The 24,337-nt window shown below is 61.0% G+C and carries 20 protein-coding genes; 13 read left to right on the forward strand and 7 right to left on the reverse strand.

All coding sequences use genetic code 11. The annotated features are described in order from the left end of the window. From BX592_RS08545 to BX592_RS08565, 5 genes are all read left to right on the forward strand, one after another. The gene (locus BX592_RS08545; protein ID WP_134191227.1) at positions 1-915 is read left to right on the forward strand and encodes an ABC transporter permease; all 915 of its coding nucleotides are present in this window, start codon (positions 1-3) and stop codon (positions 913-915) included. A 1-nt stretch (position 916) separates the two neighbouring features. Beyond that, positions 917-1,912, forward strand: a complete 996-nt coding sequence (locus BX592_RS08550; RefSeq protein WP_134191228.1) for an ABC transporter ATP-binding protein — start codon at positions 917-919, stop codon at positions 1,910-1,912. Continuing rightward, positions 1,909-2,952 (forward strand): ABC transporter ATP-binding protein, encoded by a 1,044-nt coding sequence (locus BX592_RS08555; protein WP_134191229.1) that lies wholly within the window; start codon positions 1,909-1,911, stop codon positions 2,950-2,952. The genes BX592_RS08550 and BX592_RS08555 overlap by 4 nt, the downstream gene beginning before the upstream one ends. 138 nt (positions 2,953-3,090) lie before the next feature. After that, complete coding sequence (gene folE, locus BX592_RS08560; protein ID WP_134191230.1) at positions 3,091-3,747, forward strand: GTP cyclohydrolase I FolE; 657 nt, start codon at positions 3,091-3,093, stop codon at positions 3,745-3,747. A gap of 88 nt (positions 3,748-3,835) precedes the next feature. Continuing rightward, entirely contained in the window at positions 3,836-4,870 is a 1,035-nt protein-coding gene (locus BX592_RS08565) for a S1C family serine protease (RefSeq protein ID WP_134191231.1), read from the forward strand. A gap of 27 nt (positions 4,871-4,897) precedes the next feature. Here BX592_RS08565 and BX592_RS08570 read toward each other — a convergent pair whose 3' ends face one another. The 4 genes from BX592_RS08570 to BX592_RS08590 form a co-directional block, all read right to left on the reverse strand. Then, entirely contained in the window at positions 4,898-5,164 is a 267-nt protein-coding gene (locus BX592_RS08570) for a glutaredoxin domain-containing protein (RefSeq protein WP_134191232.1), read from the reverse strand. A gap of 239 nt (positions 5,165-5,403) precedes the next feature. Next, the gene (locus tag BX592_RS08580) at positions 5,404-6,417 is read right to left on the reverse strand and encodes a cupin domain-containing protein (RefSeq protein WP_134191234.1); all 1,014 of its coding nucleotides are present in this window, start codon (positions 6,415-6,417) and stop codon (positions 5,404-5,406) included. Positions 6,418-6,667: 250 nt separating this feature from the next. Next, positions 6,668-7,291: a hypothetical protein gene (locus BX592_RS08585; protein ID WP_134191235.1), complete on the reverse strand. Its 624-nt coding sequence runs from the start codon at positions 7,289-7,291 to the stop codon at positions 6,668-6,670. Between the two features lie 220 nt (positions 7,292-7,511). After that, complete coding sequence (locus tag BX592_RS08590; RefSeq protein WP_243849399.1) at positions 7,512-7,901, reverse strand: hypothetical protein; 390 nt, start codon at positions 7,899-7,901, stop codon at positions 7,512-7,514. Positions 7,902-8,881: 980 nt separating this feature from the next. On the opposite strand from BX592_RS08590, the gene pgaA reads away from it, so the two are divergent. Genes pgaA through BX592_RS08610 form a run of 4 tightly spaced genes read left to right on the forward strand, consistent with a single transcriptional unit; the run spans position 8,882 to position 14,875 of the window. Further along, entirely contained in the window at positions 8,882-10,897 is a 2,016-nt protein-coding gene (pgaA, locus tag BX592_RS08595) for a poly-beta-1,6 N-acetyl-D-glucosamine export porin PgaA (RefSeq protein WP_243849401.1), read from the forward strand. Positions 10,898-10,915: 18 nt separating this feature from the next. After that, positions 10,916-13,003, forward strand: coding sequence for a poly-beta-1,6-N-acetyl-D-glucosamine N-deacetylase PgaB (pgaB, locus tag BX592_RS08600; RefSeq protein WP_134191236.1), 2,088 nt, complete (start codon positions 10,916-10,918; stop codon positions 13,001-13,003). Beyond that, entirely contained in the window at positions 13,003-14,256 is a 1,254-nt protein-coding gene (pgaC, locus tag BX592_RS08605; protein ID WP_134191237.1) for a poly-beta-1,6-N-acetyl-D-glucosamine synthase, read from the forward strand. Before pgaB ends, pgaC begins: the two co-directional genes overlap by 1 nt. Further along, positions 14,249-14,875, forward strand: a complete 627-nt coding sequence (locus tag BX592_RS08610) for a Biofilm PGA synthesis auxiliary protein PgaD (protein ID WP_243849402.1) — start codon at positions 14,249-14,251, stop codon at positions 14,873-14,875. The genes pgaC and BX592_RS08610 overlap by 8 nt, the downstream gene beginning before the upstream one ends. Here the strand turns inward: BX592_RS08610 and BX592_RS08615 are convergent. Then, complete coding sequence (locus BX592_RS08615) at positions 14,811-15,626, reverse strand: Crp/Fnr family transcriptional regulator (protein WP_134191238.1); 816 nt, start codon at positions 15,624-15,626, stop codon at positions 14,811-14,813. The genes BX592_RS08610 and BX592_RS08615 overlap by 65 nt on opposite strands. A 192-nt stretch (positions 15,627-15,818) precedes the next feature. Here BX592_RS08615 and BX592_RS08620 point away from each other — a divergent pair, with 192 nt between their 5' ends. From BX592_RS08620 to glmS, 3 genes are all read left to right on the forward strand, one after another. Continuing rightward, positions 15,819-17,207: a sigma-54 dependent transcriptional regulator gene (locus BX592_RS08620; protein ID WP_134191239.1), complete on the forward strand. Its 1,389-nt coding sequence runs from the start codon at positions 15,819-15,821 to the stop codon at positions 17,205-17,207. A gap of 68 nt (positions 17,208-17,275) precedes the next feature. Beyond that, a complete protein-coding gene (locus BX592_RS08625; RefSeq protein WP_134191389.1) occupies positions 17,276-18,583 on the forward strand; it encodes a hypothetical protein in 1,308 nt (435 codons plus the stop codon). Between the two features lie 86 nt (positions 18,584-18,669). After that, the gene (gene glmS / locus BX592_RS08630; RefSeq protein ID WP_134191240.1) at positions 18,670-20,487 is read left to right on the forward strand and encodes a glutamine--fructose-6-phosphate transaminase (isomerizing); all 1,818 of its coding nucleotides are present in this window, start codon (positions 18,670-18,672) and stop codon (positions 20,485-20,487) included. Positions 20,488-20,491: 4 nt separating this feature from the next. Here glmS and BX592_RS08635 read toward each other — a convergent pair whose 3' ends face one another. Beyond that, entirely contained in the window at positions 20,492-21,025 is a 534-nt protein-coding gene (locus BX592_RS08635; RefSeq protein ID WP_134191241.1) for a hypothetical protein, read from the reverse strand. 821 nt (positions 21,026-21,846) lie between these two features. Between BX592_RS08635 and BX592_RS08640 the strand changes: the two genes are divergently transcribed. Next, positions 21,847-23,241 (forward strand): discoidin domain-containing protein, encoded by a 1,395-nt coding sequence (locus BX592_RS08640; RefSeq protein WP_243849429.1) that lies wholly within the window; start codon positions 21,847-21,849, stop codon positions 23,239-23,241. 56 nt (positions 23,242-23,297) lie between these two features. Here BX592_RS08640 and BX592_RS08645 read toward each other — a convergent pair whose 3' ends face one another. Further along, complete coding sequence (locus BX592_RS08645; protein WP_134191243.1) at positions 23,298-24,284, reverse strand: zinc-dependent alcohol dehydrogenase family protein; 987 nt, start codon at positions 24,282-24,284, stop codon at positions 23,298-23,300. Between the last annotated feature and the right edge of the window lie 53 nt (positions 24,285-24,337).

Here is a 24,337-nt window from a genome sequence, read left to right on the forward strand (position 1 = left end):
ATGACTCGTTCATCCTTCGTTGCCGGTGCGGTTTCACCGTCTTCGTCAGCGGCGCCTCGGTTGCCGCGCTCGCGTAGCCCGCTTGCGACTGCATGTGCGCGCTTTGTGCGCAATCGCGCGGCCGTGGTTGCGCTCGCGGTGCTGCTGCTGGTTGTGCTCGCATGCTTTATCGGCCCGCTGCTGCTGCCTAACAACGCAATCGACAACGACTGGTCGGCCATCAGTCTTCCGCCCACGTTACAGGGTGCGCACTGGTTCGGCACCGACGAGGTTGGCCGCGATCTGCTCGTGCGTACCCTTGAAGGCGGCCGCGTGTCGCTCGAAGTCGGTTTGCTCGGCACATTCGTGTCGGGCGTATTCGGCGTCGCGTACGGTGCGATTTCCGGTTATGCCGGTGGCCGCACCGATGCGGTGATGATGCGCATCGTCGACATGATGTACGCGATTCCGTACATGCTGATCGCTATCCTGATGATGACGCTGTTCGGCCGTTCGTTCTATCTGGTCGTGCTGACGATCAGCGCATTTTCGTGGCTCGAGATGGCGCGCGTCGTGCGCGGCCAGACGCTGACGCTGCGCACGCGTGAGTTCGTCGACGCCGCGCGCGCGACAGGTGTGAAGCCGCGCGCGATCATCGCGCGCCATATCGTACCGAACCTGATCGGCGTGGTCGTCGTCTATGCGAGTGTGACGGTGCCCGGTATCGTGCTGACCGAATCGGTGCTGTCGTTCCTTGGGCTCGGTGTGCAGGAGCCGATGACGAGCTGGGGCGTGCTGGTGCAAGACGGCGCGCAGAAGCTTGAAGCGATGCCGTGGCTGCTGCTGTGTCCGGCGACGATGCTTTGCACGACACTGTATTGCGTAGGCTTCGTCGGCGACGGCCTGCGCGATGCGTTCGATCCGAAGGAGCGTTGAAATGGCGCTGCTGGACGTGAAGAACCTGCGCGTGCGCTTTGCGCGTCACGACGGCGCACCGGTCGATGCGGTGCAGGACGTATCGTTCTCGCTCGACAGCGGGCGCACGCTTGGCATCGTCGGCGAATCCGGGTCGGGCAAGAGTCAGACGGTGATGGCGCTGCTCGGGCTGATCGCGTCGAACGGCACGGTATCCGGTGAGGCGGCCTATCGCGGGCAGGATCTGTTGAAGCTGAATCCGCGCGAACTGAACCGTATTCGCGGCGACCGCATCGCGATGATCTTTCAGGACCCGATGACGTCGCTCAACCCGTTCCTGACAATCGAGCGCCAGATGACCGAGGCGTTGCAGCTGCATCGACAGATGTCGCGCCGTTCGGCGCGGCGTCTCGCGATCGATGCGCTCGATAGCGTGCGGATTCCGGATGCGGCGCGGCGTATCGGCATGTATCCGCATGAGTTCTCCGGCGGCATGCGCCAACGCGTGATGATTGCGATGGCGCTCTTGTGCGAGCCGGATATTCTGATTGCCGACGAACCCACCACCGCACTCGATGTCACCGTGCAGGCGCAAATCATCGAACTGTTGCGCGATCTGAACCGTGAACGCGGCACGGCGATCATTTTGATTACGCATGACATGGGTGTCGTCGCGGGGCTTTGCGACGATGTGATGGTGATGTATGGCGGCCGCACGGTCGAGCATGCAAGTGCACAGTCGCTGTTCGCGGCGCCTCGCCATCCGTACACGATGGGGTTGCTCGATGCGTTGCCGCGTCTCACCGACGAAGGCGATGCGCCGTTGCGCACGATTCCGGGCAATCCGCCGCTGCCTGGTATGGTTGGCGAAGGTTGCGCGTTCGCGCCGCGCTGTGCGCATGCGAGCGAAGTGTGCCGCGTCGAGCGGCCGCTGTTGCACGCATTCGAAGGCCGATCGCGCGCGTGCCATAAAACGGTAGCGGAAATCGCGAGCTTGCGAATCGGAGCACAGACATGACAGCACATTCACCGCATAAAAATGTTGAAGATGCCGACGCACCCTTGCTGTCAGTCGAAGATCTGACCGTTCATTTCAGCGTTGCTCGCGCCGGACGACGCGCGCTGCCGTGGTCGCCGAAGGCGACGGTGCGCGCAGTGGAGCGCGTATCGTTCGACGTGCGGCGCGGCGAGACGGTCGGCCTTGTCGGCGAATCCGGCTGTGGCAAGTCGACGCTTGCGCGCGCGCTGATCGGGCTCGTGCCGGTGACCGGCGGCAGCATCCTCTGGCGCGGCGAGGAAACTGTGCTCGGCGCGCGTCGGGAGTTGGCGCGCTTGCGTCGTGACGTGCAGATGATCTTTCAGGACCCGCTCGCATCGCTGGACCCACGGATGACGATTGAGCAGATCGTCGCGGAGCCGTTAAAAGCACATCGTCCCGACATCGCCCGCGCCGAATTGCGCAGGCGCGTGCAGACAATGCTCGAACGCGTCGGTCTTAACGCGTACCATCTGCCGCGCTATCCGCATGAATTTTCGGGAGGACAATGCCAGCGTGTCGGTATTGCGCGTGCGTTGATCAGTGAGCCACGGCTCGTGATTTGTGACGAGCCGGTTTCCGCGCTCGATGTTTCGATTCAGGCGCAAATCGTTAACTTGTTGCGCGACTTGCAGCGCGAGTTGTCTTTGTCATTGCTGTTTGTCGCGCACGATCTGGCGGTGGTCAAGGCGATCAGCCATCGTGTGCTGGTGATGTACCTCGGGCGGGTGATGGAGTTCGGCACGAAAGAGGCCGTGTACGGCGAGCCGATGCACCCTTATACGCGTGCGCTGCTATCGGCGGTGCCGACACCGGATCCGGCCGTCGAGCGGGCGCGGAGTCATTTGCTGTTGCGTGGCGAGATTCCGTCGCCGCTCGATCCACCGTCAGGCTGCGTGTTCCGGACACGTTGCCCGCAGGCGATCGATGCATGCGCGGGGGACGTGCCCGCTGTGCGCGCATGGCCGCCGCGGCCAGGCAAGGTGGCTTGCATTCGGGCAGGTGAACACGACAGACGCTAGATGTGCGTTGGCGTTGCTTTGCGTTGCCCTCAAAAATGCATCGCCTGGCATAAAGGAATATCCGCGTCGCGGGCCTGTTATCTGTTGTCGGAGAGTTAATTCCGACAGCAGTGGCTGCCCGATTAACGTGGAGAAGCGATGAGTTATCCTGGACACCAGTATGGGCGAAATGACGCGCCGTGCGTGCCGTCCGCCGGCGGCATTGCGCGCGTGCGGCCGTTCGATGCGGCCGCATTCGAAACGGCGGTGACCGCGATGTTGACCGCTGCGGGTGTCGACGTCGAAAGCGAACACCTGCGTCTCTCTGCGCAATGCGTGCGGGAATTATGGCAACAGCGGCTGCTCGACGGCTACGATGTCGACTCTGCTGACGCGCTGGGCAATGGTTTCGCCGACGCGCGCCGCGACGTCGTGATCATGCGAGGTATTACCGTGCATGGGATGTGTCCGCATCATCTGCTGCCGTTTCGCGGCGTCGCGCATATCGCCTATCTGCCGGGCGGGCGCCTGTACGGATTCGGTGGCCTGACCCGCCTGGTCGATGCGGTATGTCACCGGTTCGTCTATCAGGAGTGGGCGACGGATGCGATCGCGAATGCGCTGGTCGCGCATGGCCACGCACGCGGCGCGGCCTGCGTGATCGAAGCCGAACAGCTATGCCAACTGATCGGCGAAGTGCGACGTGGTGACGAACGGGTTGTGACGCAGTCGTTCGCCGGCGAATTCAGTAAGAACAGCGCCGCACGGGCTGAATTTCTCCGCGTAATCGGCACGAGCGGCACGAGCGGCGCTTAGCCAGTCCCCGGGTGGTGCGGCGCGCGATACCCTTGAAAAACCGCGGACACACCCTGCATGTGCGGACCCAATTATCTGGAGCCATGCGATGGGAAGCCGTCCCCGTTTCATCGACGATTTATCAGGCCCAGCGCCGGACTTGCCCGAACCGGCCGGCATCCTTCCTTCCGCGTCATCGGACGATGCCTTGCTCGACGCCTATTCGCGAACCGTGATCGGCGCGCTCGACCGCGTGCGCCCGGCGGTCGCGTTTATTGCGGTCGAAAGGCGGCTGCCCGATGGCCGTGCCGCGCATGCGGGGACCGGCTCGGGCTTTCTTTTTACACCAGACGGGTATCTGCTCACGAACAGCCACGTTGTACATGGCGCAACGCACATTCGCGTGACGCTCGCCGATGGCGCGAAGTTCGACGCCGACCTGGTCGGCGACGATCCGCATACCGATCTCGCCGTGCTGCGCATCGGATCCGCCGAACCGCTGCCGCACGTCGAACTCGGCGATTCCGGCAAGCTGCGCGTCGGGCAGATCGCGATTGCGGTGGGTAATCCGCTCGGACTCGAGCAGACCGTGACGACCGGCGTCGTTTCGGCGCTTGGCCGGTCGCTGCGTGCCAATTCGGGCCGGATGATCTACGACGTGATTCAAACCGACGCCGCGTTGAACCCCGGCAATTCGGGTGGCCCGCTCATCAATTCGGCGGGTCAGGTGATCGGTGTGAATACCGCGATCATTCCAGGTGCGCAGGCGATCTGTTTCGCGACCGCGATCGATACCGCGAAGTGGGTGATCATGCAGATCTTCGCGCACGGCCGCGTACGGCGCGCGTATATCGGCGTTGCCGGCACGACGGTCGTGTTGCCGCGGCGTGTGCAGCGCTATTTCGGTTTGACGTCCGATAGCGCGGTGCATGTGATGGAGGTGGTCATCGATAGTCCCGCCGCGCAGGCCGGCATTCGGACCGACGATCGGATCGTCTCGATTGACTCGTTGCCGGTGGACGGTGTCGATTCGCTGCAGCGAGTGCTCGACGCGTCGAGAATCGATCGCGCGGTGAGTTTGACGACATTGCGCGGCGCGCAGCGGCTCGAATTGACCGTGACACCCGTCGAGCAGACTGGCTAACGTATCCGCTCAGTAAGTGCTTCGGCATTACAGCACCGCTTGGGGATCGAGCAGCTTATCGAGGCGGCCTGATGTGTCGAGTGCCTCCAGGTCGTCGAACCCGCCGACGTGATACGTGCCGATATAAATCTGCGGGACCGTACGATCCACATCGCGTTGCCAAAGCGCGATCGCGGATCCGCGCGCGCCGGCAATCGTGATTTCGTGAAAACCCAGGTCTTTGCGTTTCAACAGCGCTTTGGCGGCGGCGCAAAGGTCGCAGTCGGGACGCGTGTAAATCGTGATCGAGTTCATCGTTTTCGCCTTCCGGCGCGGCACGCAGCGCAGTGCATTACTGCAATCGACCGCGCCGCTACGCCTTCCGATAAGCAGGTTACCGTCGTGACGGCTTGAACCTTACTATAGGCGTGCGTTTGATGCGCGTGAAGCGCGCAACGGATCATCCGCATGCTCGAACGGATCAACGCGCGCGGGTGCGGCGCGTGCGGCGCGTGCGGCGAGTGCGGCGAGTGCGGCGAGTGCGGCGAGTGCGATTACCCGGCGCTGTCCATTTCCGCATCGTCAGTCAGCTTTGCATGCGCGTTGCCGCCTGACGTGCGCCAGCGCGACGGCGTGATACCGGTGTGGCGTTTGAAGATACGCTGGAATGCGGCATCCGATTGATAGCCGACGGCTTCGCCAATGTCGGCGACGGGCCGCGTGGTTTGTAGCAACAGGCGCCCGGCGACCGTCATGCGGACCTCCGTCAGCACGTCAGTGGCGGAGCGGCCGATTGCTTCCTGAAACTGACGGACGAAAGTCGCGCGCGACATATTGCACAGCGCGGCGAACTGATCGAGCGACCATGGTTCGCCAGGTTTGTCGAACATCGCGGTGATGGCCGGTTGCAGACGCGGCCGGCCAGCCAGCGCGAGCAGTCCATGCGGAGGCTGCGCGGAAGTTTCGGTCGCAAAACGCAGCGTCAGTCCGAACAGCGCGGCCGATAGATGATTGACCAGCGTCTCGCTGCCCGGCCCCTGGTCGGTCGCTTCTTCGCGCATCAGTTCGATCAACCGCGTAAGCCGCGTGCCTGAATTGAGCGGCTTGGTGTTGTGATTGTCGTTTTCGTACGCGCGCGCGTCTGCGCGTTGCGGTGCGCTATGAACAATCAACCTCCCCGGCAGATGATCGCGCAGCAGACGATCGGGTACTGCACCGACAAGAAAGCGACCGCAAAGCAGATCGGCTGCAACACCCGGTGCTCCGTTCTCCACGATGAGCAGCGATTCGTTCTGCCGTTCGATTGGCGGCCTCGGCAATTTGCCGCTGCCGTCATGTATCCGGTGCGGGCTGCCCGCGGGAAACAGCACGATATCCCCGGGCACCAGTCGCTCGGGCGGCCCGTTGCCATCTTCGACGACCGCCGTGCCAGAGAGCAGCACGTGATACGGAATCTCGCGCATGCCGGCGGTATCTTCCTCGATTGCCCACGGTGCGCCGAAGTGACAGCGCACTTCAAGCCGGCCGCTGACTGGCATCAGCGAAAGAAGACGGCTCAACAAATCCATAAGAACGGGCGCATGTTTTGTAGTCGTTTGGAGGGTGACATCTGCGCTGCGTCGCTGCACGGTTCGCAACGGCGAGCAGTCTCGTCTGAGTGTTGTCAGATTTTACTGGAACGAGGGAGCGGTCGCAGCGAGGGGCTGCGCGTTCAGATCGCGGGCGCGCTGCGCGATCGGGAGGGCGGCCAGGTTTGGAGCCCCACGCCCGTGCCTGCCGCATTGGTCAGCGGCTGGCACGGGCTATTCCATGCATGCGTTATTCTTCGTCGTTTGAAGATTTTCCGCGTGCCGCAGTGTGCCAATGCCGCCGCGCGTGAGACCGCGGTACCGGTGCGGCTGCCGCGCTACTTGCCGCGCCGGCCGTTTGACGCGTGATCGACGATGTCTCGTTGGTCCAGCCGCCGTTGACGATCGCGCGTTGCAGCAACGACTGTGCTTCCGTATTGCCTTCCTGAATGGCCAGCGCGCTACTTGCCGCATCGAGTACGCAATTCCAGTGCGACGCAGCCGCGCATGCGCGGGCGCGCGCGAGTGAAGTCTCGATTGCCGGTGCTGGCGTCGCGGTGCTTTGTGCGGCAACCGGCATCGGGATGGCCGACGGACTGCTGCCGGGTGCATCGCCTTGCGTAACTGCTGGCGTGTCTTCAGCTTGTGAGTTCTGCGCAGCTGTTTGGGCGCTGGACGGTTCGTCGAGAACCGCGCGCTTTTCTCCTTCGCGCTGGAAAAAAACGACTGCGCCGAGAATCAATATGAAGCATGCGATGCTGAGCGCCGCGCTGCTGCCCGGGCCCCACGAGATCCAGCGCACGGGCGTTTGTGGGGCTATACCAGATGGATTCGCCGCCGGCGCCGCGGGTTTCGAGCCAGTCGTTACGCTCACGGGCGTTGGCGTGTCTGAGGAAAGTCTGTCGGTAGTCACGATGTTGCTCCGGCAGGCAAACGCATCACCGCGGCAACGGTCGCGTCCGCGGCTGTCGACGCCGGGACTACGCAGTTGCTTCTTATGAACGGACGCGCATGCAACCTGTTACGAGAGGCGATAATCCCTGTGCGATGGCGGTGACCGCGTAACACGGCATCGTCGGTGCACAGGGGACGATTTACCACTTGATCTGCGTGTCAAACGTTCCTGTTTCGACAATCTCGAACTTCATTTCGCCGCGGAAAGTGCCTTCGATACGGTAACTGGCCGATGGCACTGAAAACAGGCAATGCGGGCCGCCCGCGACGAAATCCATCAGCACTCTTCCGTGACGCCGCAGCCGCACAGCGACGTCCGAAGCGGGCGCGCCATTCTGCTGCGCAAACGTGACGCCAAGATTGAACGGATGTTTCGGGTCCGGTGACGTGACAGTCTTCTCGAGCCCTGCCTGGCCGCACACGTAGTACAGCATTTCCTGTGCATCGGACTCGGGGCCTGATACGGCTTGCGGCGCGGACGCGCTTTGAGCGGCGGCAAACGTACAGCCGCACAGCGCGATACCCATCATGACCAGCGTGCACACCTGTCTGGACGGAATTGTAGTTTTGCGAATATTTGTACTTGTGATTGCACACCTGACGGCACACATGACGACCTCCCTGGGATCGTGGAAAGGAAAGAATACGAACAGGCACGATAAAACGCAATCGGAAAGCACCAGCAAAAATTGCTTCATATTATTAAGGGATGCGTAGCATATCTCGATAGGTCTATTTTCACCGTATGGACGGTTGTAACGAAAGGTTACCCGTGTAAGCGGGTGAGTCGGTTCTCGGTTGTATCGGCTAACGCGGGTGAAACCATGAATCAAAAATGAAACATCTTGGACACTTTTGGCAAAACTCAACGAGTCTTGTGATCAATGACGCGATTGGCAATGTTCAGCGGCGTCAAAAATAGTACGTATATCGGGTTATCAGTTCGAATGCCTGACGAAGCGTGTGTCCGACCTCGCTCGATGATCGTCAGTAACACGCACAACATGCACGAGTCTGTTCGTTGTTTCCGGAGCGCCTTCATCGTTGTGTTTTCGTGTAAATCCGTTGATCGCAAAGGGATGACGATCACGTCGGGGATGTATCGCAAATGAAACGCAAGCATCGCGAAATGACTGTCAATCCTATTTAGGAAAGCGCATGGTTCGGTGTGTGTGTTGTGGCATAGATGTAGCTTGTACGGAGCGGTCTCAACTCAGGGAAAAGTAGTCCTTCAGAACAATGCACTCAACGTTAAGGACAAATCGTGAACGCTCAACCAAAGCGTCTGTATGCAGTGCTTGCTCAGCCGAAGAGGCTTCATCCAGCCAACTGCATCACGCTAGCGGCCTGTGCGCCCGTTATGCTGCTGTTTCTTTCGTCGGTGTGTTCCGCCATGGAGGCGGACAATGGAGGCTCCCGCGAACCCAATGATGTCGCCGAAGCACCGTCGATCACTCAGACTCCAACCATCGCACAACCGATTCAGCAAGCTCAGCAACCTGCCGAGCAAATGCCTGAACCGCAGACTCAACAACCGGCGCAGCCGGCTACTCAGCCCGCGACGCCCGATCAGCAAACGCCCGGTCAACCTGCTCCGGCGGCCACTCCTGCGCCTCCCACCGGAGCGGGCGGCGCGCAGTCCGCTAGCGCATTGCGCACGGAAGTGTTCGGCCTTGCTACAGGCGGTGGTGCGGTGCAGGCGCTTGAGGAGGCCAAGGCGCGGCCCGATGTCTTTACGCCAGTAGATATTGCACAACTTGAAGAACTTTCTATTCGTCAGCAGGTTCGTGGTGGACGCGATAAAGCACGTGCTATGACGAGTCCTGACCGCTTCGATGGGATCGATAGCGCACTTAAGGCGGCGGACAATCTCGAAGCTCGTCTGCCGGATACACCGGAGTATCAACAGGTGCGTTACGCGCTCGCCGGAGATCGCGTCGTTGCATACGCCGGCCGCGGCGAGATGGAGAAAGCAGTAACGTCATATGTGTCGATTCCCGCGGACCAGCCGATTTCAGTCGAAGCACTTGCTTCGGCGGGTGAAGCGTATAGCTACCTGAACGAACCGGGTAAAGCGGAAGTTGCGTATCGACGTGCGATTCAACAGCAAGCGGCAGCGAGTACCGATGTAGCGACTCGCGGCTATCAATACGGCGCGCGGACCCGCCCGATCGACCTGCGCGAAGGGCTCTTCTATGCGCTGACTGATCAGAACAAATTTGTCGAAGCTGGCAAGGTCCTCGACGATATCGCCGCATCGTTGCCGCCGCCCAACCAGGTGAGACCATGGGATCTTGCCAACGACGATTATCTGAGGCTCAATCGATTGCGTGCGCAGTATCTGATTTATGTTGGTCAGACGGATGCGGGCCTGGCGGAGTTGAAGCGCCTTGAAGAACAGGTGCCATTTAGCGCGGAGGTGCGCAACGCGGAAGCGGACGCACAGCTCGGCAAGGGACGCAACCGTCTGGCGAAAGATATGTATGTGGCTGCGCTGAACGATCATCCAGACAATATCGAAGCACTCGCGGGGCTCGGACGCACATCGCTCAATACCGGTGACTATGCGAACGCAACGGCAATCAACACCGCGTTCGGCAACACGTTTCCCGAGAACGGCTCGGTCAGGAACTTCAAGCGCGATTACGACGCATGGCGTGCACCGACCGTCTCGACCGAGCTGACTGGCGAGCACGGCGCGGCCGCGATTGCCGATGAGCAGTTCACTGCGGATACCTATATCTACTCGCCGCCGATCTACGACTACTGGCGAGTGTTTGGGCACAACTTCTATGAGTGGGCGCTGACCGATATCGGCAGGCTACAGCGCATTCGAAACGGTATCGGCGCCGATTTTCGCCGCGGGCCGCTGACCGTGCAAGGAGAGGTATCGCGTTCGACGGGCGGCGATGGAAGAACGGGAGGCAACGGCCAGGTCGAATACGCAATCAATGACTTTTTCAAGGCGACGGCCGGTTTTGACAGCGATGCCAACGATCTACCGTCGAAGGCCTACGTTGCTCATATCTGGGGGCGCACAGGGCAGGTTGCATTCACGTATACCGATGGCGATCGTCGTTCTGCGGACATTGGCTACAACATCGGCCGCTATAGCGACGAGAACTTCCATCAGGAGTTTACGGTCGGCGGTTCGCAACGCTTGTTCACGTTTCCGAATCAGCAGATCAATGGGACGCTACGTTTTGGTACCAGCAGCAATACGCTGCAGAACACGCCGTACTTCAGTCCGTCGCGTGATTACTCAGCGGAGGTCGGCATGTCGCATCAATGGGCGATATGGAGAAGCGGGGAGCGTTCATTGCTGCAACGTTTTTACATATCGGGAGGCGCATATAACCAACGGGGGTTCGGCACAAGCGGTTTTTGGGCCGCGCGGCTGGAACATGCATGGACGTTCCACCACGATATCACCTTGACTTATGGCATCGGTGTCGGCCGGCACGCCTATGACGGAGAACAGGAACTTTCAGAAACCGCATACGTATTGCTCACCGTACCGTTCTAACGTTTTGGGGGTTCGACGATGCAGTCGCGCAGACGTTTTATTTGTGGTTGTCTCGGAGCGATGGCAGGTTGTTCGTTGTTTTCTGGGCTGGCGCCAGCGAAGCTGGTTGATATTCTTCCGCCGTCGGACCCAGCCGACGGCAAGACTTTCAGGGTCATCTGCTTTCACGATGTGCGGGATAACCTGCTGGCTTCGTTTAACTCGCAAAACATGATCGACCCGTACGCTGTCGATACGGGAACCTTGACTTCGATCTTTTCATGGCTTCAGAGCAGCGGCTATCATCCGATCACGGTGAAGGATGTCGAAGCATCGCGCAACGGCGGCAAGCCGTTGCCGCCACGCGCAGTTATGCTGACTTTCGACGACGGCTTTCGTAGTCACTACACGAAAGTGTTGCCGCTGCTCGAGCGTTTCAAATTCCCGGCGGTGATGGGTATCGTTACATCATGGGTCGATACGCCGCCGAACCAGAAGATCCGTCTTGCGATCAACCTCGAAGTACCGAGGGACACGTTCATGTCATGGGATGAGGTCTCACAGCTGGCGAAATCGCCGCTAGTGGAACTCGCGTCGCACACGCACGACCTGCATCACGGCGCCATCGCGAATCCTCAGGGCAATGAATTGCCGGCTGCGACTTCGCACCTGTATTTGCAGGATCAGAAGCGCTACGAAACCGATGAGGAATTCGAAGCGCGCGTGCAAAACGATCTGTCCGCGTGTCTTCGCCGCTTGCATGATCATGCGGGCGTCACGATTCGTTCGATGGTCTGGCCTTATGGCGCCGAGAACCAGCCGGTGCGCAAGATTTCCAGATCGCTTGGCATGCACACACAATTCAGCCTCGAAGCAGGGCCGAATACGCCTGATGTGCCGCTTGACCGGCTGCGTCGCAATCTGATGACCTATGACGTCGACGTCGGCGGGTTCGAGCGGGCGATGCGTGAGCCGGCGACCAACCGCGGTCAGGTCAATCCGGTTGAACGCGTGGTGCGCGTCAGTCTGGACGATGTTTATGATCCGGATGGCGCCGTGCAGGAAAAGAAACTCGGCGTTCTGATCCAGCGCATTTATGACATGCGGCCGAGTTCCGTTTACCTGCAGGCCTATTCCGATCCGAACAATACCGGCGCTGCGGAAGCGCTGTACTTCCCGAATCGCCATCTGCCGATGCGCGCCGATCTGTTCTCGCGTGCCGCGTGGCAGTTGAATACGCGCTCGCAAGTGCAGGTCTACGCATGGATGCCGTTGCTGGCGTTCCGCTTGCCCGCGGACCAGGCGGGGCGTGTCGAACTGGTGACGGCAGCCGCGGGCGCGCCCGCCGACCGGCGTGCAGCGAAGATGGTTCGCTTGAGTCCATTCGATCCAGCGGCGCAGACGATGATCCGCGAAATCTATGCAGATATGGGCAAGTACTCCGCGTTTACCGGGCTGCTGTTCGGTGGAGACGCGATGCTCGACGATTACGAGGACGCCGGTCGCCATGCGGCGCAAACGTTTCAACGCTGGGGGCTGCCTGCCGATATCGGCACGATCCGCTCGACCCCTGAGTTAATGACACGCTGGACGGCCGCGAAGACCAGGTATCTGGTCGATTTTTCGATGGAACTGGAGAAGATTGTTCTGGACAGCCAGAACGGCGGCGACGTGCTGACCGCTCGCGATCTGTATGCGGATGTATTGCTCGACCGGGCGGCGGAAGCGCGTTTTTCGCAGAACTACGATTCGTTCCTGCATGCGTACGACTTCGTTGCGTTGCTCGCGATGCCACCCGGTGAGCGTTACGGAAGCATCAATGGTCGGCTCGACTCGCTCGCGGATATTACGTCGACCGTACCGGACGGTTTGCGCAAGACGGTGTATCAGTTGCCAGTGATCGATCCGCAGACCGGCCAGGATATTTCGTCTGACCGTCTGCTCGAAGAAATGCGCTATCTGCGGCAGCGCGGCGTGGTGAACTTCGGCTACTACCCGGACCGGTTCTCTGCGGATATGCCTCAAATGGTGACGATGCGCGATGTGATGTCGCTGCGCGCACGGCTCGATCCGACCTCGATCAACGCGCTCCTTCAGGCGCAACAGCGTAAAGGAGTGACCCGCTAATGACGCACGATCTGATCGCCCGTCTACAGGATTTCATTTTCTTCTACCCGTTCTTTATGTCGTATTTCTGGATGATTGGAGGCGTCGTTCACTATCTCGCGCTGGAGAAGGGCCGGACCCGGTCGCATCGGGCACTCGTCGCAGCCGGCATGCCGAAGGTGTCGGTGGTTGTGCCGTGCTTCAACGAGGAATCGAATGTTCGCCGCGTGATCTACCACCTCGCGAATCTCGGCTACGCGAATTACGACATCATCGCGGTGAACGACGGCAGCAAGGACGGCACGGGTGCGATTCTGAACGAACTAGCCAAGGAGATTCCACGCCTGACCGTGATCCATCATTCGAAGAACGAAGGGAAGGCGATCGGCCTGACGACCGCTGCAACCGTTAGCGATGCGCCATACCTGATGTGTATCGACGGCGACTCGCTGCTTGGTCGCGATGCGATCGAATGGATGCTGGAGCACTTCATTTCCGATCCGAACGTTGGGGCGGTCACCGGGAATCCGCGCATCCGCACGCGCACGTCGTTGCTCGGGCGGATGCAGGTCGGCGAATTTTCGTCGATTGTCGGGTTGATCAAGCGTACGCAGCAGGTGTATGGACGCATTTTCACGGTGTCCGGTGTGATTACGATGTTCCGCAAGGCGGCGCTTGCGGATGTCGGTTACTGGAGCTCGGACATGCTGACCGAGGACATCGATATCAGCTGGAAGCTGCAGACCCGCGACTGGCGGGTCGCATACGAGCCGCACGCGCTAAGCTGGATTCTGATGCCCGAGACGCTGACTGGTCTGTACCGTCAGCGTCTGCGCTGGGCGAAAGGCGGCATTCAGGTGCTGATGAAGTACGCACCGGAAATCGCGAAGCCGTCGATGATCATGATGTGGCCGTTGTTCCTCGAATATCTGGTAGGCATTGCATGGGCGTATTCGATGTCGTTCGTGATGGTGCTCGGCCTCGTCAACATGCTCGTGCCGTTGCCGCCCGACTGGCACATTTCGCTGCTGCCGCACTGGCACGGCATGCTGCTTGTCGCAACCTGCGTGCTGCAACTGATCATCGGCTGCCTGATCGATCGCCGTTACGACGAGAAGTTGTTGTTCTATTTCATGGATACCGTGTGGTACCCGCTTGCTTTCTGGTTGATCAACATGATCACCACTGTCGTTGCATTGCCTTCCATCGTCCTGCGCCGGCGCGGCAAGCGCGCGGTATGGACAAGCCCAGACCGAGGAATCCAGCATGAATAACGCCCCAGTCATCGACCTGTCTCTACGCACGCCCAGTCAGATCATCGCGGATAAAGGAGTCAAACTAGGTCTGATGCAGGTCGTGTGGTTTCGCCTGATACGTCCTGCAACCGTGGGTTCGTTGTGGGCGGCGATTGGTGTCTATACGTATCGGTATCTGATGCCGTTCAATGAAAACGAACTGCCGCTCGAGCAGTTGCTGTCGTATATGGCCGCGATTGGGACCATCGCCGCCGCGCTAGTCGTGTGGATGATCGTGTCGCGCGTTGCTCACCCGTTCGCATCGCGTTCGCGCATGCAACGGCTGTTGCGGAGAACGGCAGGCCTGACCGTCGAGCCTGGTCCGTTCGCGGCCGCGTCATTGCGAACGCGTGGCGCGGTCGCGCGGGTCTTTATCGCATCGCACGATGCCAACGGGTTTATTGCCGCGCTGCGCGCGATGTCCGAGCCTGAAGTGGAGGGCGACGACGACGGACCGGCCGACGTACCGATCGGCGTTGACCCCGCCCATGCGCGCTGGTACGACGTGCAGGATGGGGCGATGCACATGCCGGTCAATATGCCGATCCGGGTTCGGTATGTAATGGGGAGTCGTCCGATGACCGATACAGAGCTTTGAGGACCCGGTAACATTCGCACGAACGCTGCTCGAGCGCCGCGCGTTGCTGGACCATCACGCCATGTCGATCGTGCGTGACGATGCCCGCGACGCCGAGCGCGTGCAACGCGGAGCGCACCGAGCGCGCGGTTACGCCAAGTGCACGCGACAGCGACACGGCCGAGGTTTCGATGCGTGCGCAAGGGTGGTTGTCCGCGAGCGTGAGCAGACGGCATGCAACCTGCTGTTCGATCGAATGGAGTCTCGCACATGAGGCCATTTGCGACATTTCGGCGAACATCAGTTCGACGTACTGCAACATGCGCGCTTCGACCCATGGCTCTTCTTTCAGGCAGGCGAGCAACGACGCTTCACTGCAGCGAAACGCCGTGCCCGATGCTGTGACGATAGTGCGAAACGGCATCGACCCGGTACGCGTGACAACCGGCCAGCCCGCGAAGCCGTTGCGGCCGATGGTCACGAGTTCGATCGAGCGGCCGTCGTCGAGTATGCACTCGTACGCGAGACGGGCCGTTAGCGGGAAATACACGTGATGAAAGACTTCGTTGCAATCGCATACCACCTGGCCGGCATGCAGGTCGATGCAAACGAAGTCGTCAACGCGTTCGAGCAGGTGCAGGCGGCGCGACAGCAACGTGAGCACGCTGTCGTAGTCGGCAAAGCGCACGCCGGACGTGACGGATTGACCGGACACGAGGGGTTCGGACGCATGCTTCATCTGGGCAGGGGCAAGCAGCTTGTCTCGATTCATGGTGCTTTGCTCGTGAGATGTTGAGCGCGCGCAGCGAACACGCGGCGGCGGGACGGAGTGTCATTGTACGTTTGTCCGGGTTGCGAAAGAAAGTCATTGGGCGCGCGTATTGCTCGACGCGAACCGAACGCATTGATTCGTTGTTGTGGCAACGACAGTGAATGAAAGCGGACTCGTGAGGAGGATGACGTCGTGCCGAAAAGGAACCGTGATGCGCCGGCGCTCGTATACGCGTCGGTCTCACATGACCCGAGCCTGTGCGACCGTCTGCGCGAAGCCGGATGGTCAGTCGAGCTGATCGGCAGTGTGCATGAGCTGGAGCGCACATTGCGGCACGCGCCGGCGCCCAATGTGGGCCTGCTCGAGCTCGGCGACGAGCACGCCGGCACGATGGGCGCAATTGTCGAGCACTGCGTCGGCGCGCCGCAAGTGCACTGGATCGCGGCCGTCACGACAAACCAGTTGCGGCGGGCCGCAACGCGCGAGTTGATCGGGTGCTACTGCCTCGATTATGTGTTTTTGCCATATGCGTTCGATGTCGTCGAGTCTGCGTTGCGGCGTGCGTTACGTCTTGCTTCGCTGCTGCGGGCCGTTCCGCATGCGCCGTCGGTGGCCGGCGGTCAAGCCATCGTCGGGCGCAGCGAACCGATGCAGGCATTGCAGCGTGAAATGCAGAAAGTTGCCTATACCGACGCGCCGCTCTTTATCGCCGGCGAATCGGGCAGCGGCAAGGAACTGACCGCGCGCGCTGTTCACGACGCTTCGCCCCGCGCGCAGGGGCCGTTCGTCGCGATCAACTGCTGCGCGATTCCGCCGACGCTCGTGCAAAGCGAACTGTTCGGCCACGAGCGCGGCGCGTTCACCGATGCCGAGCGCCGCAAGATCGGCCATATCGAGGCGGCCAATGGCGGCACGTTGTTTCTCGACGAAATAGGCGATCTGCCGCTCGAATGCCAGGCGACGCTGCTGCGTTTCGCTCAGGACGGCACGATCCAGCGGCTCGGTAGCGATGTATCGATTCCACTCGATGTGCGCATCATTTCGGCGACTCATGTCGATCTCGAAGACGCCGTGCGCGGCCAGTCGTTCCGCTTCGATCTCTACCACCGGCTGTGCGTGCTGCGCATCGATGTGCCGCCACTGCGCGAACGCAGCACCGACATCCATTTGCTCGCGTTTCATCTGCTGGGTCTGTACGCGGGCGAACGAAAGTCGCGGATTCACGGTTTCACCCCTTCCGCATTACGCGCGATGCTGCTGCACGACTGGCCGGGCAATGTCCGGGAACTTGCGAACAAGGTGCGGCGCGCGATCGTCATGGCCGACGGCGCGTATATCCGCGCCGTCGATCTCGGCCTTGCAGAACCGCCGGCGCGCCGCGCGTTGACACTTGCCGACGCGCGCGATCAAGCGGAGCGCAACTGCCTGATTGAGGCGCTGATCGCGCATGGCAATCGGTCAGGCGAGGTGGCGGAAGAGCTCGACATATCACGCATAACGCTTTATCGACTCAGAATGCGGCACGGGCTGCAGGATATCGCCGGGCTTGTGCCACCAAATTTTCCGGAGCGGCGCAAGTGAGACCGATTCAAATCCCGAGCCCCGTGGGGCGTGCAATGCGTATGCCGTTATCGGTAATCGGCATCGCCATGTTGTTATTGCCGATGTCTGCCGCGGTGCGCGCGCAAGCGCCGCAGGCCGTACCGATCGTTGCAGCCGCATCGACTCCCGCAGCGGCGCCTGCCTCCACGTCGGCCCCGACTCGCGGATCTCATCCGGCTTCGACCGCCTTTGTCGCGCCGGTCGGCGCAGTAATGGCCGTGCCGGCGCCGGGCGTTCGGGATGAGCGCAGTTTCATGCATGGCATCGGCCAGGCAGATGGGGGTGATGGCAAGACGTGGGTGTTCTTCAGCAGTTCAGGCGTGCCGCCGCACGGCGCGGGCCGCAATGGCAGCTGGCCGCACGACGTCTATGTCGGGCAGTGGGAACCGGGTACTGCGCATCTGTCGAACGTGCGCATCTTTATCAAACGGCCCGAAGCGCAGGAGCCGGCATCGGTCGCGCAGAACACGAAGGGGACCATCTTCATCACGTTTGAGGATGGCTGGAATGCGCCGCGCAACGTCAGCCAGCGCTATGGCGTGTATCGGCAAAACCTCAAGCCGATCCGGCCTTACCCGAGAGACGTCGAGTCCGGCGGGCATTCAGGGCACGTCGCGGCGGTCGGCGACCAGTTCGTCGTGTTTTATTCGGCTGACTGGGTGCAGGGCGGCGGCGTCGACAATCTCGGCACAGGGGGCGGTGTCTACGCGAACGTCTATGACGGAAATGGCCGCTTTTTACGGCACGTGAACGTCGCAGCTCACGTGCGCGAATGGTGGCCGGTCGTTGCCGGTTCGCCGACCCAGGCGCTCTTTGTCTGGCAAAAGTACATTCCAGGCAGCACGATCGCGTCGTTGCAATACGCGTTGTTCGATCCGCGTACCGGCAAGCTGACGCGTACACAGGAAAGCGTCGATCCGTACCGCGTGCAGTACTACGTTTATGCGAGCGCCTATGTGCCCGCTGTCGACCGGTTCGTTGTGCTCGCAACACTCGATACCGGTCGCGCCGTGGCCTTTCTGGTCGATGGACAGGGACGCCGAACGGCCGAACTGGACTGCCTGCCTGCGCTGGTGCGTGAAAGCAATATTGCCGTCGAAGGCAATGCGGTGTTCGTCCCTACTCAGGACGGCCGGATGATGACACTCGGGCTTGAAGGCGACCACATCGTGCTGCGCGGCACGCAACGCGCGCCGTTCGCATGGGGCAATACCGGCGTAACCGGAATCGTGAGCGGAGATATGGTGCATTTTGTATCGCTGTCGCCCGACGGTCTGCGTGAAGCGGACTTCAGCACGCAAAAGCAGATAGCGGCGAGCCCGGGTGATCGTTGCGTGGTGCGGGCATCGAAATAATCAATTCGATCAGGGAAGACGGAGGGTTCACGTGATGTAACGCAGTTCTCATTAGAGCAATTTGAGCAGTCCCAGTGGAGGCGAATATGTGTGGAATCGTGGCAGGAGTAACCCAGCGCAATATTGTGCCGATGTTGCTGGACGGGCTGAAACGCCTCGAATATCGCGGCTATGATTCGTGCGGTGTCGCGGTGCTTCAACAGGGCGCGCCACGGCGCGTGCGGACGCTCGCGCGGGTGCGGGCGCTCGAGACCGACGTGACCGCCGAAGCGCTGGACGGGTCGACCGGCGTCGCACATACGCGCTGGGCCACGCACGGCGTACCCGCAATTGATAATGCTCATCCGATTTTTTCGCGGGACCAGATCGCGGTGGTGCATAACGGCATTATCGAAAATTACGAGGAACTGCGCGAATCGTTGCGCGCGCAAGGGTACGAATTCAATAGCCAGACTGACACGGAAGTGATTGCGCACCTGATTCACAGTCACTACTGCGGCGACCTGCTCGCCGCCGTGCACAACACCACTCGCGTGTTGCGCGGCGCCTATGCGATTGCTGTGATTTGCCGGGACGAACCACGGCGCGTGATTGGCGCGCGGCAAGGTTCGCCGCTCGTCGTCGGACTGGACGACGACAGCGCATTTCTCGCGTCCGATACGTTTGCGCTCGCCAATTGCGCGCGGCGGTTTATTTATCTCGAAGATGGCGACATTGCCGATATCGTGCGCGGCCATGTCCGCATCATCGACCCGACCGGCGGTGATGTTGCGCGCGACGTCCGTGCGGTCGCCAAGCAGGAGGACGACGCGGAACTCGGCGCGTACCGCCACTATATGCAGAAGGAAATTTTCGAGCAGCCGGTCGCAGTCGCGCGCACCGCGGGGCATGTTCATTCGCTTGATACCGAGCCGTTCGGCACAGCCGCACCCGAGATGCTGACGGGCATCGAACGCGTGCTAATGCTCGGCTGCGGGACGAGCCACTACGCGGCGCTTACCGCGCGCGGCTGGTTCGAGCGTCTCGCCGGTGTCACCGCGCACGCGGAGATATCGAGCGAGTTCCGCTATCGCGATCATGTGAAGGAGCGCGGCACGCTCGTCGTGCCGATCTCGCAGTCGGGCGAGACCGCCGATACGCTTGCCGCGCTACGCTACGCGCAGTCAATGGGGGAAGCGCTCACGCTCACCCTCTGTAATGTCGCGGCAAGCGCGATGGTCCGGCAAAGCCGATGGGCGTTCATTACCCAGGCTGGGCCGGAAATCGGCGTCGCGTCGACGAAGGCATTCACGACACAACTGGCCGCGCTGTTTCTGCTTGCGCTGACGATTGGCCGGCGGCGCGGCCGCATCAACGACGACGAGGCCGTCGTCTATCTGCGCCAACTCGCGGGCTTGCCCGACGCATTGCGCAGCGTGCTCGCACGCGAGCCGCAAATCATGGCGTGGGCGGAGGAGCTGCATCGCAAGGAGAATGCGCTATTCCTCGGGCGCGGACTGCATTTTCCGATCGCGCTCGAGGGTGCCCTTAAGCTCAAGGAGATTTCATATATCCATGCCGAGGGCTATCCGGCGGGCGAACTGAAGCATGGGCCGCTTGCGCTCGTCACCGAAGCGATGCCGGTAATTGTCACCGCGCCGAACGACGTGCTGCTCGACAAACTCAAGTCAAACGTCCAGGAAGTGCGCGCGCGCGGCGGTCAGCTTTATGTCATCGCGGATACCGATACGCAGTTCGCGAGTTCGCCCGGGGTGCGGGTGATCCAGATGCCTGCGTACTATGGGCCGCTATCGCCTGTACTGCACGTGATCGCGTTCCAGTTGCTCGCTTATCACGTCGCGTGTCTACGCGGCACCGACGTTGACAAGCCGCGCAATCTGGCGAAATCGGTGACGGTTGAATGACCGCTCAGTGGTGCAGATAGGTGGTCGATGTGCGCGGCGGCGCAACGGAGGACTCGCCGTGCCACTGCATCGGCCCATCAAAGTCGCGTTGTACGCGGCGCGGGCCGTTTGCTGCCGCGCCGCCGAACGGATCGATTGGCGGCGCTTTCGTCGCGTACTTGCGCACGCAGCCCCGCTGGTCCTTGCTCGCGCACGGATTGGCTGCCCGCGCCGAGGCTTCGTCGCGGGTAGCGCCTGACGCGGGCCGTGTCTTCTCACGTGCCGACCGCGTGACCGCCGCGGTACCGTCCTTCCCGGATGTGAGCTGTCTGTCCGCGAGCGGATCGGCGTCGGGCGCGGATGCGGCGGCCGGTGCGGCCACTGCAGCCGGCAATTCGGGGAACGCCGCGAGATCTCCCGGCAACCACGCCATTCCCATCACTGTGCGCGGCATCAACGCTTCGGCGCGGCGCAGTGTGTCGGGATTTCCCATTCCCACGATCGCGACGTAGCCGCCGAATACCAGGACGAATGCGCTGACCGCTACGCCCAACCCCATCCATGCCGCCGCGTTATTGTTCGGATCAATAGGATCGGAAAAAGGGCCGTTGCTAAACGGATGATTCGCAGCACCAGGTATTACGTATCCGATCGGCCTCCGCGGAATGATAATTTCATCAGACCGTTTCTTTTCGTGAGATGTTTCAGGTAGCGGATCGCCGTGGTCCAGGCTCACGCATTCGTCGCGATCGAACTGGGCGCGATCTAACGGGGAACGATTGCGGTGCAACAGGTGGTTGGAAACGGATGCGAGGTAACTACCGATGTGAACGGGGATTTTCATCTCGTCGTCCTGCGTTTTAGTTACTTTTTCACTCTAGCAGACCCTCGTCGTTTTCACGACAAAAGATTCGACGTTTTGCGGTCTTGGCCCCCTAAAAAAATTATATAGGGATGCTACGTAACTCCTTCCATTCAGACCCTAAACGAACGCGATGCGAGGTCATAATTTCAGAACTGACCAGAGCATTTTATGTTCCTGAGGGTTTATTTTTCCGATAAGCGCGGGTATTCTCCAGGCTCTTTTGTCTGTCGTTAGGTGCCGTTAACTAGCTCAGCGGCTAGGAAACGATGCCTGCCACCCCGAAAGGAACGAAGGTTCGTGCCGGTTTTTGACGGCGCGGACTCCTGAATTCCTTTCATTCAGCTTCGCCAACTTCACCGAATTGGCGTTTTTTTCCTCGGCATCGATCCGAGTGGCGGAGCTTTTTTCCTTGAAAAAGGAAATCGGACAAATTTACTCGTCCACGTCAATCGGATTCGAGCGGCCATTTATCATAGGAATACTGAATTTTGCGCCTCACCTCTCCCGCCCTTCGTATCGCCGCAGCTGGTTTTGCCCTCTCCGCACTTGCCGTACAGGTCCAGGCGGCCTGTGTGAACAGCCCCGCTGACCAGTCAAGTTCCACTTTGCCTTCGACGCTCACCGGCAAGCTCGCGTACCACAGCTACGTCAGCTACGGCGACGGCACGAGCCAGCTTTTTATTTACGACTTCACGGCACGCACGCTCACGCAAGTGTCGAAAAGCTCGTGGGGCATCAAAGATCCGATGAATGCGGTGTTCAGTCCTGACGGCAAATGGATCGCGTTCATGGGCGTCACGAACAACGCGTGGAACGTGTTCATCTGGCAGGTCGGCTCGACTAGCGCGCCGATCAACATGACGAACAGCACTGGCCAGACCCGCAATGAAGACCCGAAATTCAGCAGCGACGGCAGCAAGCTGTTCTTCAAGCAGAACGGCGACGTGATGGAAGCGACGCTGTCGTTCACGAGCGGTGGTCCGCAGTTCACGTCGGTGGTCGATGTGACGAACACGGCGCCGGGCATCGAAAGCTCGATGCCGTTCCCGTCACCGGACAGCAGTGCGGTGTACTTCGCGACCGGCACCGGCGCGGGTCTTGGCCTGTACAAGGAAACCATCGCGACGCATCAGAAGGTCGCGTTCGACGCGCCGCAGGGGCTGCAAACCTACTATCCGATGGTGCGGAAGGACGGTACGGTGTTCTACGCGCGTTGGCTCAGCGCTGCCAGCCAGCTCGATCAGATCTATTCGAAGGTCAACCCGGGCGACACGCCTAACCAGCTATCGATCAACGACTGCCGCGGCAATAACTCGGATCCGGCGCCGGTTGATAACACGAACTACCTGTTCATGTCGTCGACGACGGATGGCGGGTATCAGCTGTACCTCGCGGATGTCAGCACCGGCAAGCGCTGGAATTTGTCGCAACTCGGCGTGAACTCGGACAAGACGAAGGCAAAGCTTGGCTCGAACTACTGGAGCGGCACGACCACGTCGACACCGGGCAAGACGCTGCTGTCGCAGGGCAAGCCCGCAACCGCTTCGTCGAGCTACAACTCGAGCCTGACGGCGGACAAGGCGTTCGACGGCAATACGTCGAGCACGCGCTGGGATTCGATCGAAGGCAATTCGGCGGGCACGCAGTGGATCACGGTCGATCTCGGCGCGGTGAAGACCGTCACTGCAGTCGACCTGTATTGGGATGCGGGCGCGAGTGCGTATCAGATCCAGACGTCGAACGACAACGCGAACTGGACCACGATCTACTCGACGTCGAGTGGTGTCGGCTCGGGTCACGTGTCGCTTGCGAACCTGAAGGGCAGTGGCCGCTATGTGCGCATGTTCGGCACGAAGCGCGCGACCCCGTGGGGCTACTCGCTCGACGAGATGCAGGTGTGGGGTTCGTAATCCCGCTGCACCGGCTGGCTTAGGCGCCGTTACGGCGCCTGACGGCCGATGCGCTGTCAGCCGATATCGACGACCAGCTTGCCGCGTGCGCTGCCGTCGGAGAGTGCCTGGTACGCGTATTCGGCCGAAGCGGGATCGAAGCGGCGCGGATCGACGCGCGGCATCAGTTTGCCGCTGTCGACGAGACGCGCCGCTTCGCGAAGCATCTCACCGTGATGCGAGCGATGTTGTCCGCTTAATAACGGGTGCAGCGTGAACACGCCCGAGTAGGTCGCTTCGCGAAACGACAATGGCGCGAGCGCGTGTGTGCCCCAGCCGAGCGCGCTGACCACGTGCCCGAAATGTTTGACAGCGGCGAACGACGCGTCGAGCGTCGCGCCGCCGACCGTATCGACGACCACGTCGAAGCCCGCACCCGCGGTGCAGGACGCAACATACTGGTCGACCGTCTGCGTGCGATAGTCGATCGGCGTAGCCCCCAATTGCGCAACGTAGTCGAGATCGCGCGCGCTTGCGGTAGCGAAGACGGTCGCGCCAATCGCGACCGCGAGCTGCACCGCGAGGTGACCGACACCTCCCGCGCCGCCTTGCACGAGCACGTTCTGCGCGGCTTGCAGATGGGCGCGATCGACGATGCCCGACCACGCGGTGATGAATGCGAGCGGCAGCGCGGCAGCATCATGAAACGACAGACTCCGCGGCTTCAGCGCAATCAGGCGTGCGTCCACGGCCGCGTATTGCGCGAGCGACCCTTGAATGCCGCCGACGCCGCCAGTCATTCCGAATACCTGATCTCCCACATTGAACGCGGTGACACCGGGCCCCACGGATTCGACGGTACCGGCGAGGTCGATGCCCAACACAAGCGGTAAAGGATGCTTTGCATGCGCGGCCTGTCCTGCGCGAATTTTTGCGTCGAGCGGGTTCAAGCCACTTGCCGCAATGCGCACCAGCACTTGTCCGGTGGCGGGTGCGGGCTTCGGCAAGCGGGTCCATTCAAGCGGACCGTTGTGACGATTCAGTACGAGTGCCTGCATGGACATGACCGTTTCCTTGATGAGCCAGCGAATAGACGCATCGTCGCCTATGCTTGAAT

The organism is Paraburkholderia rhizosphaerae, assembly GCF_004366595.1.
In the GTDB taxonomy this organism is placed as follows: domain Bacteria; phylum Pseudomonadota; class Gammaproteobacteria; order Burkholderiales; family Burkholderiaceae; genus Paraburkholderia; species Paraburkholderia rhizosphaerae.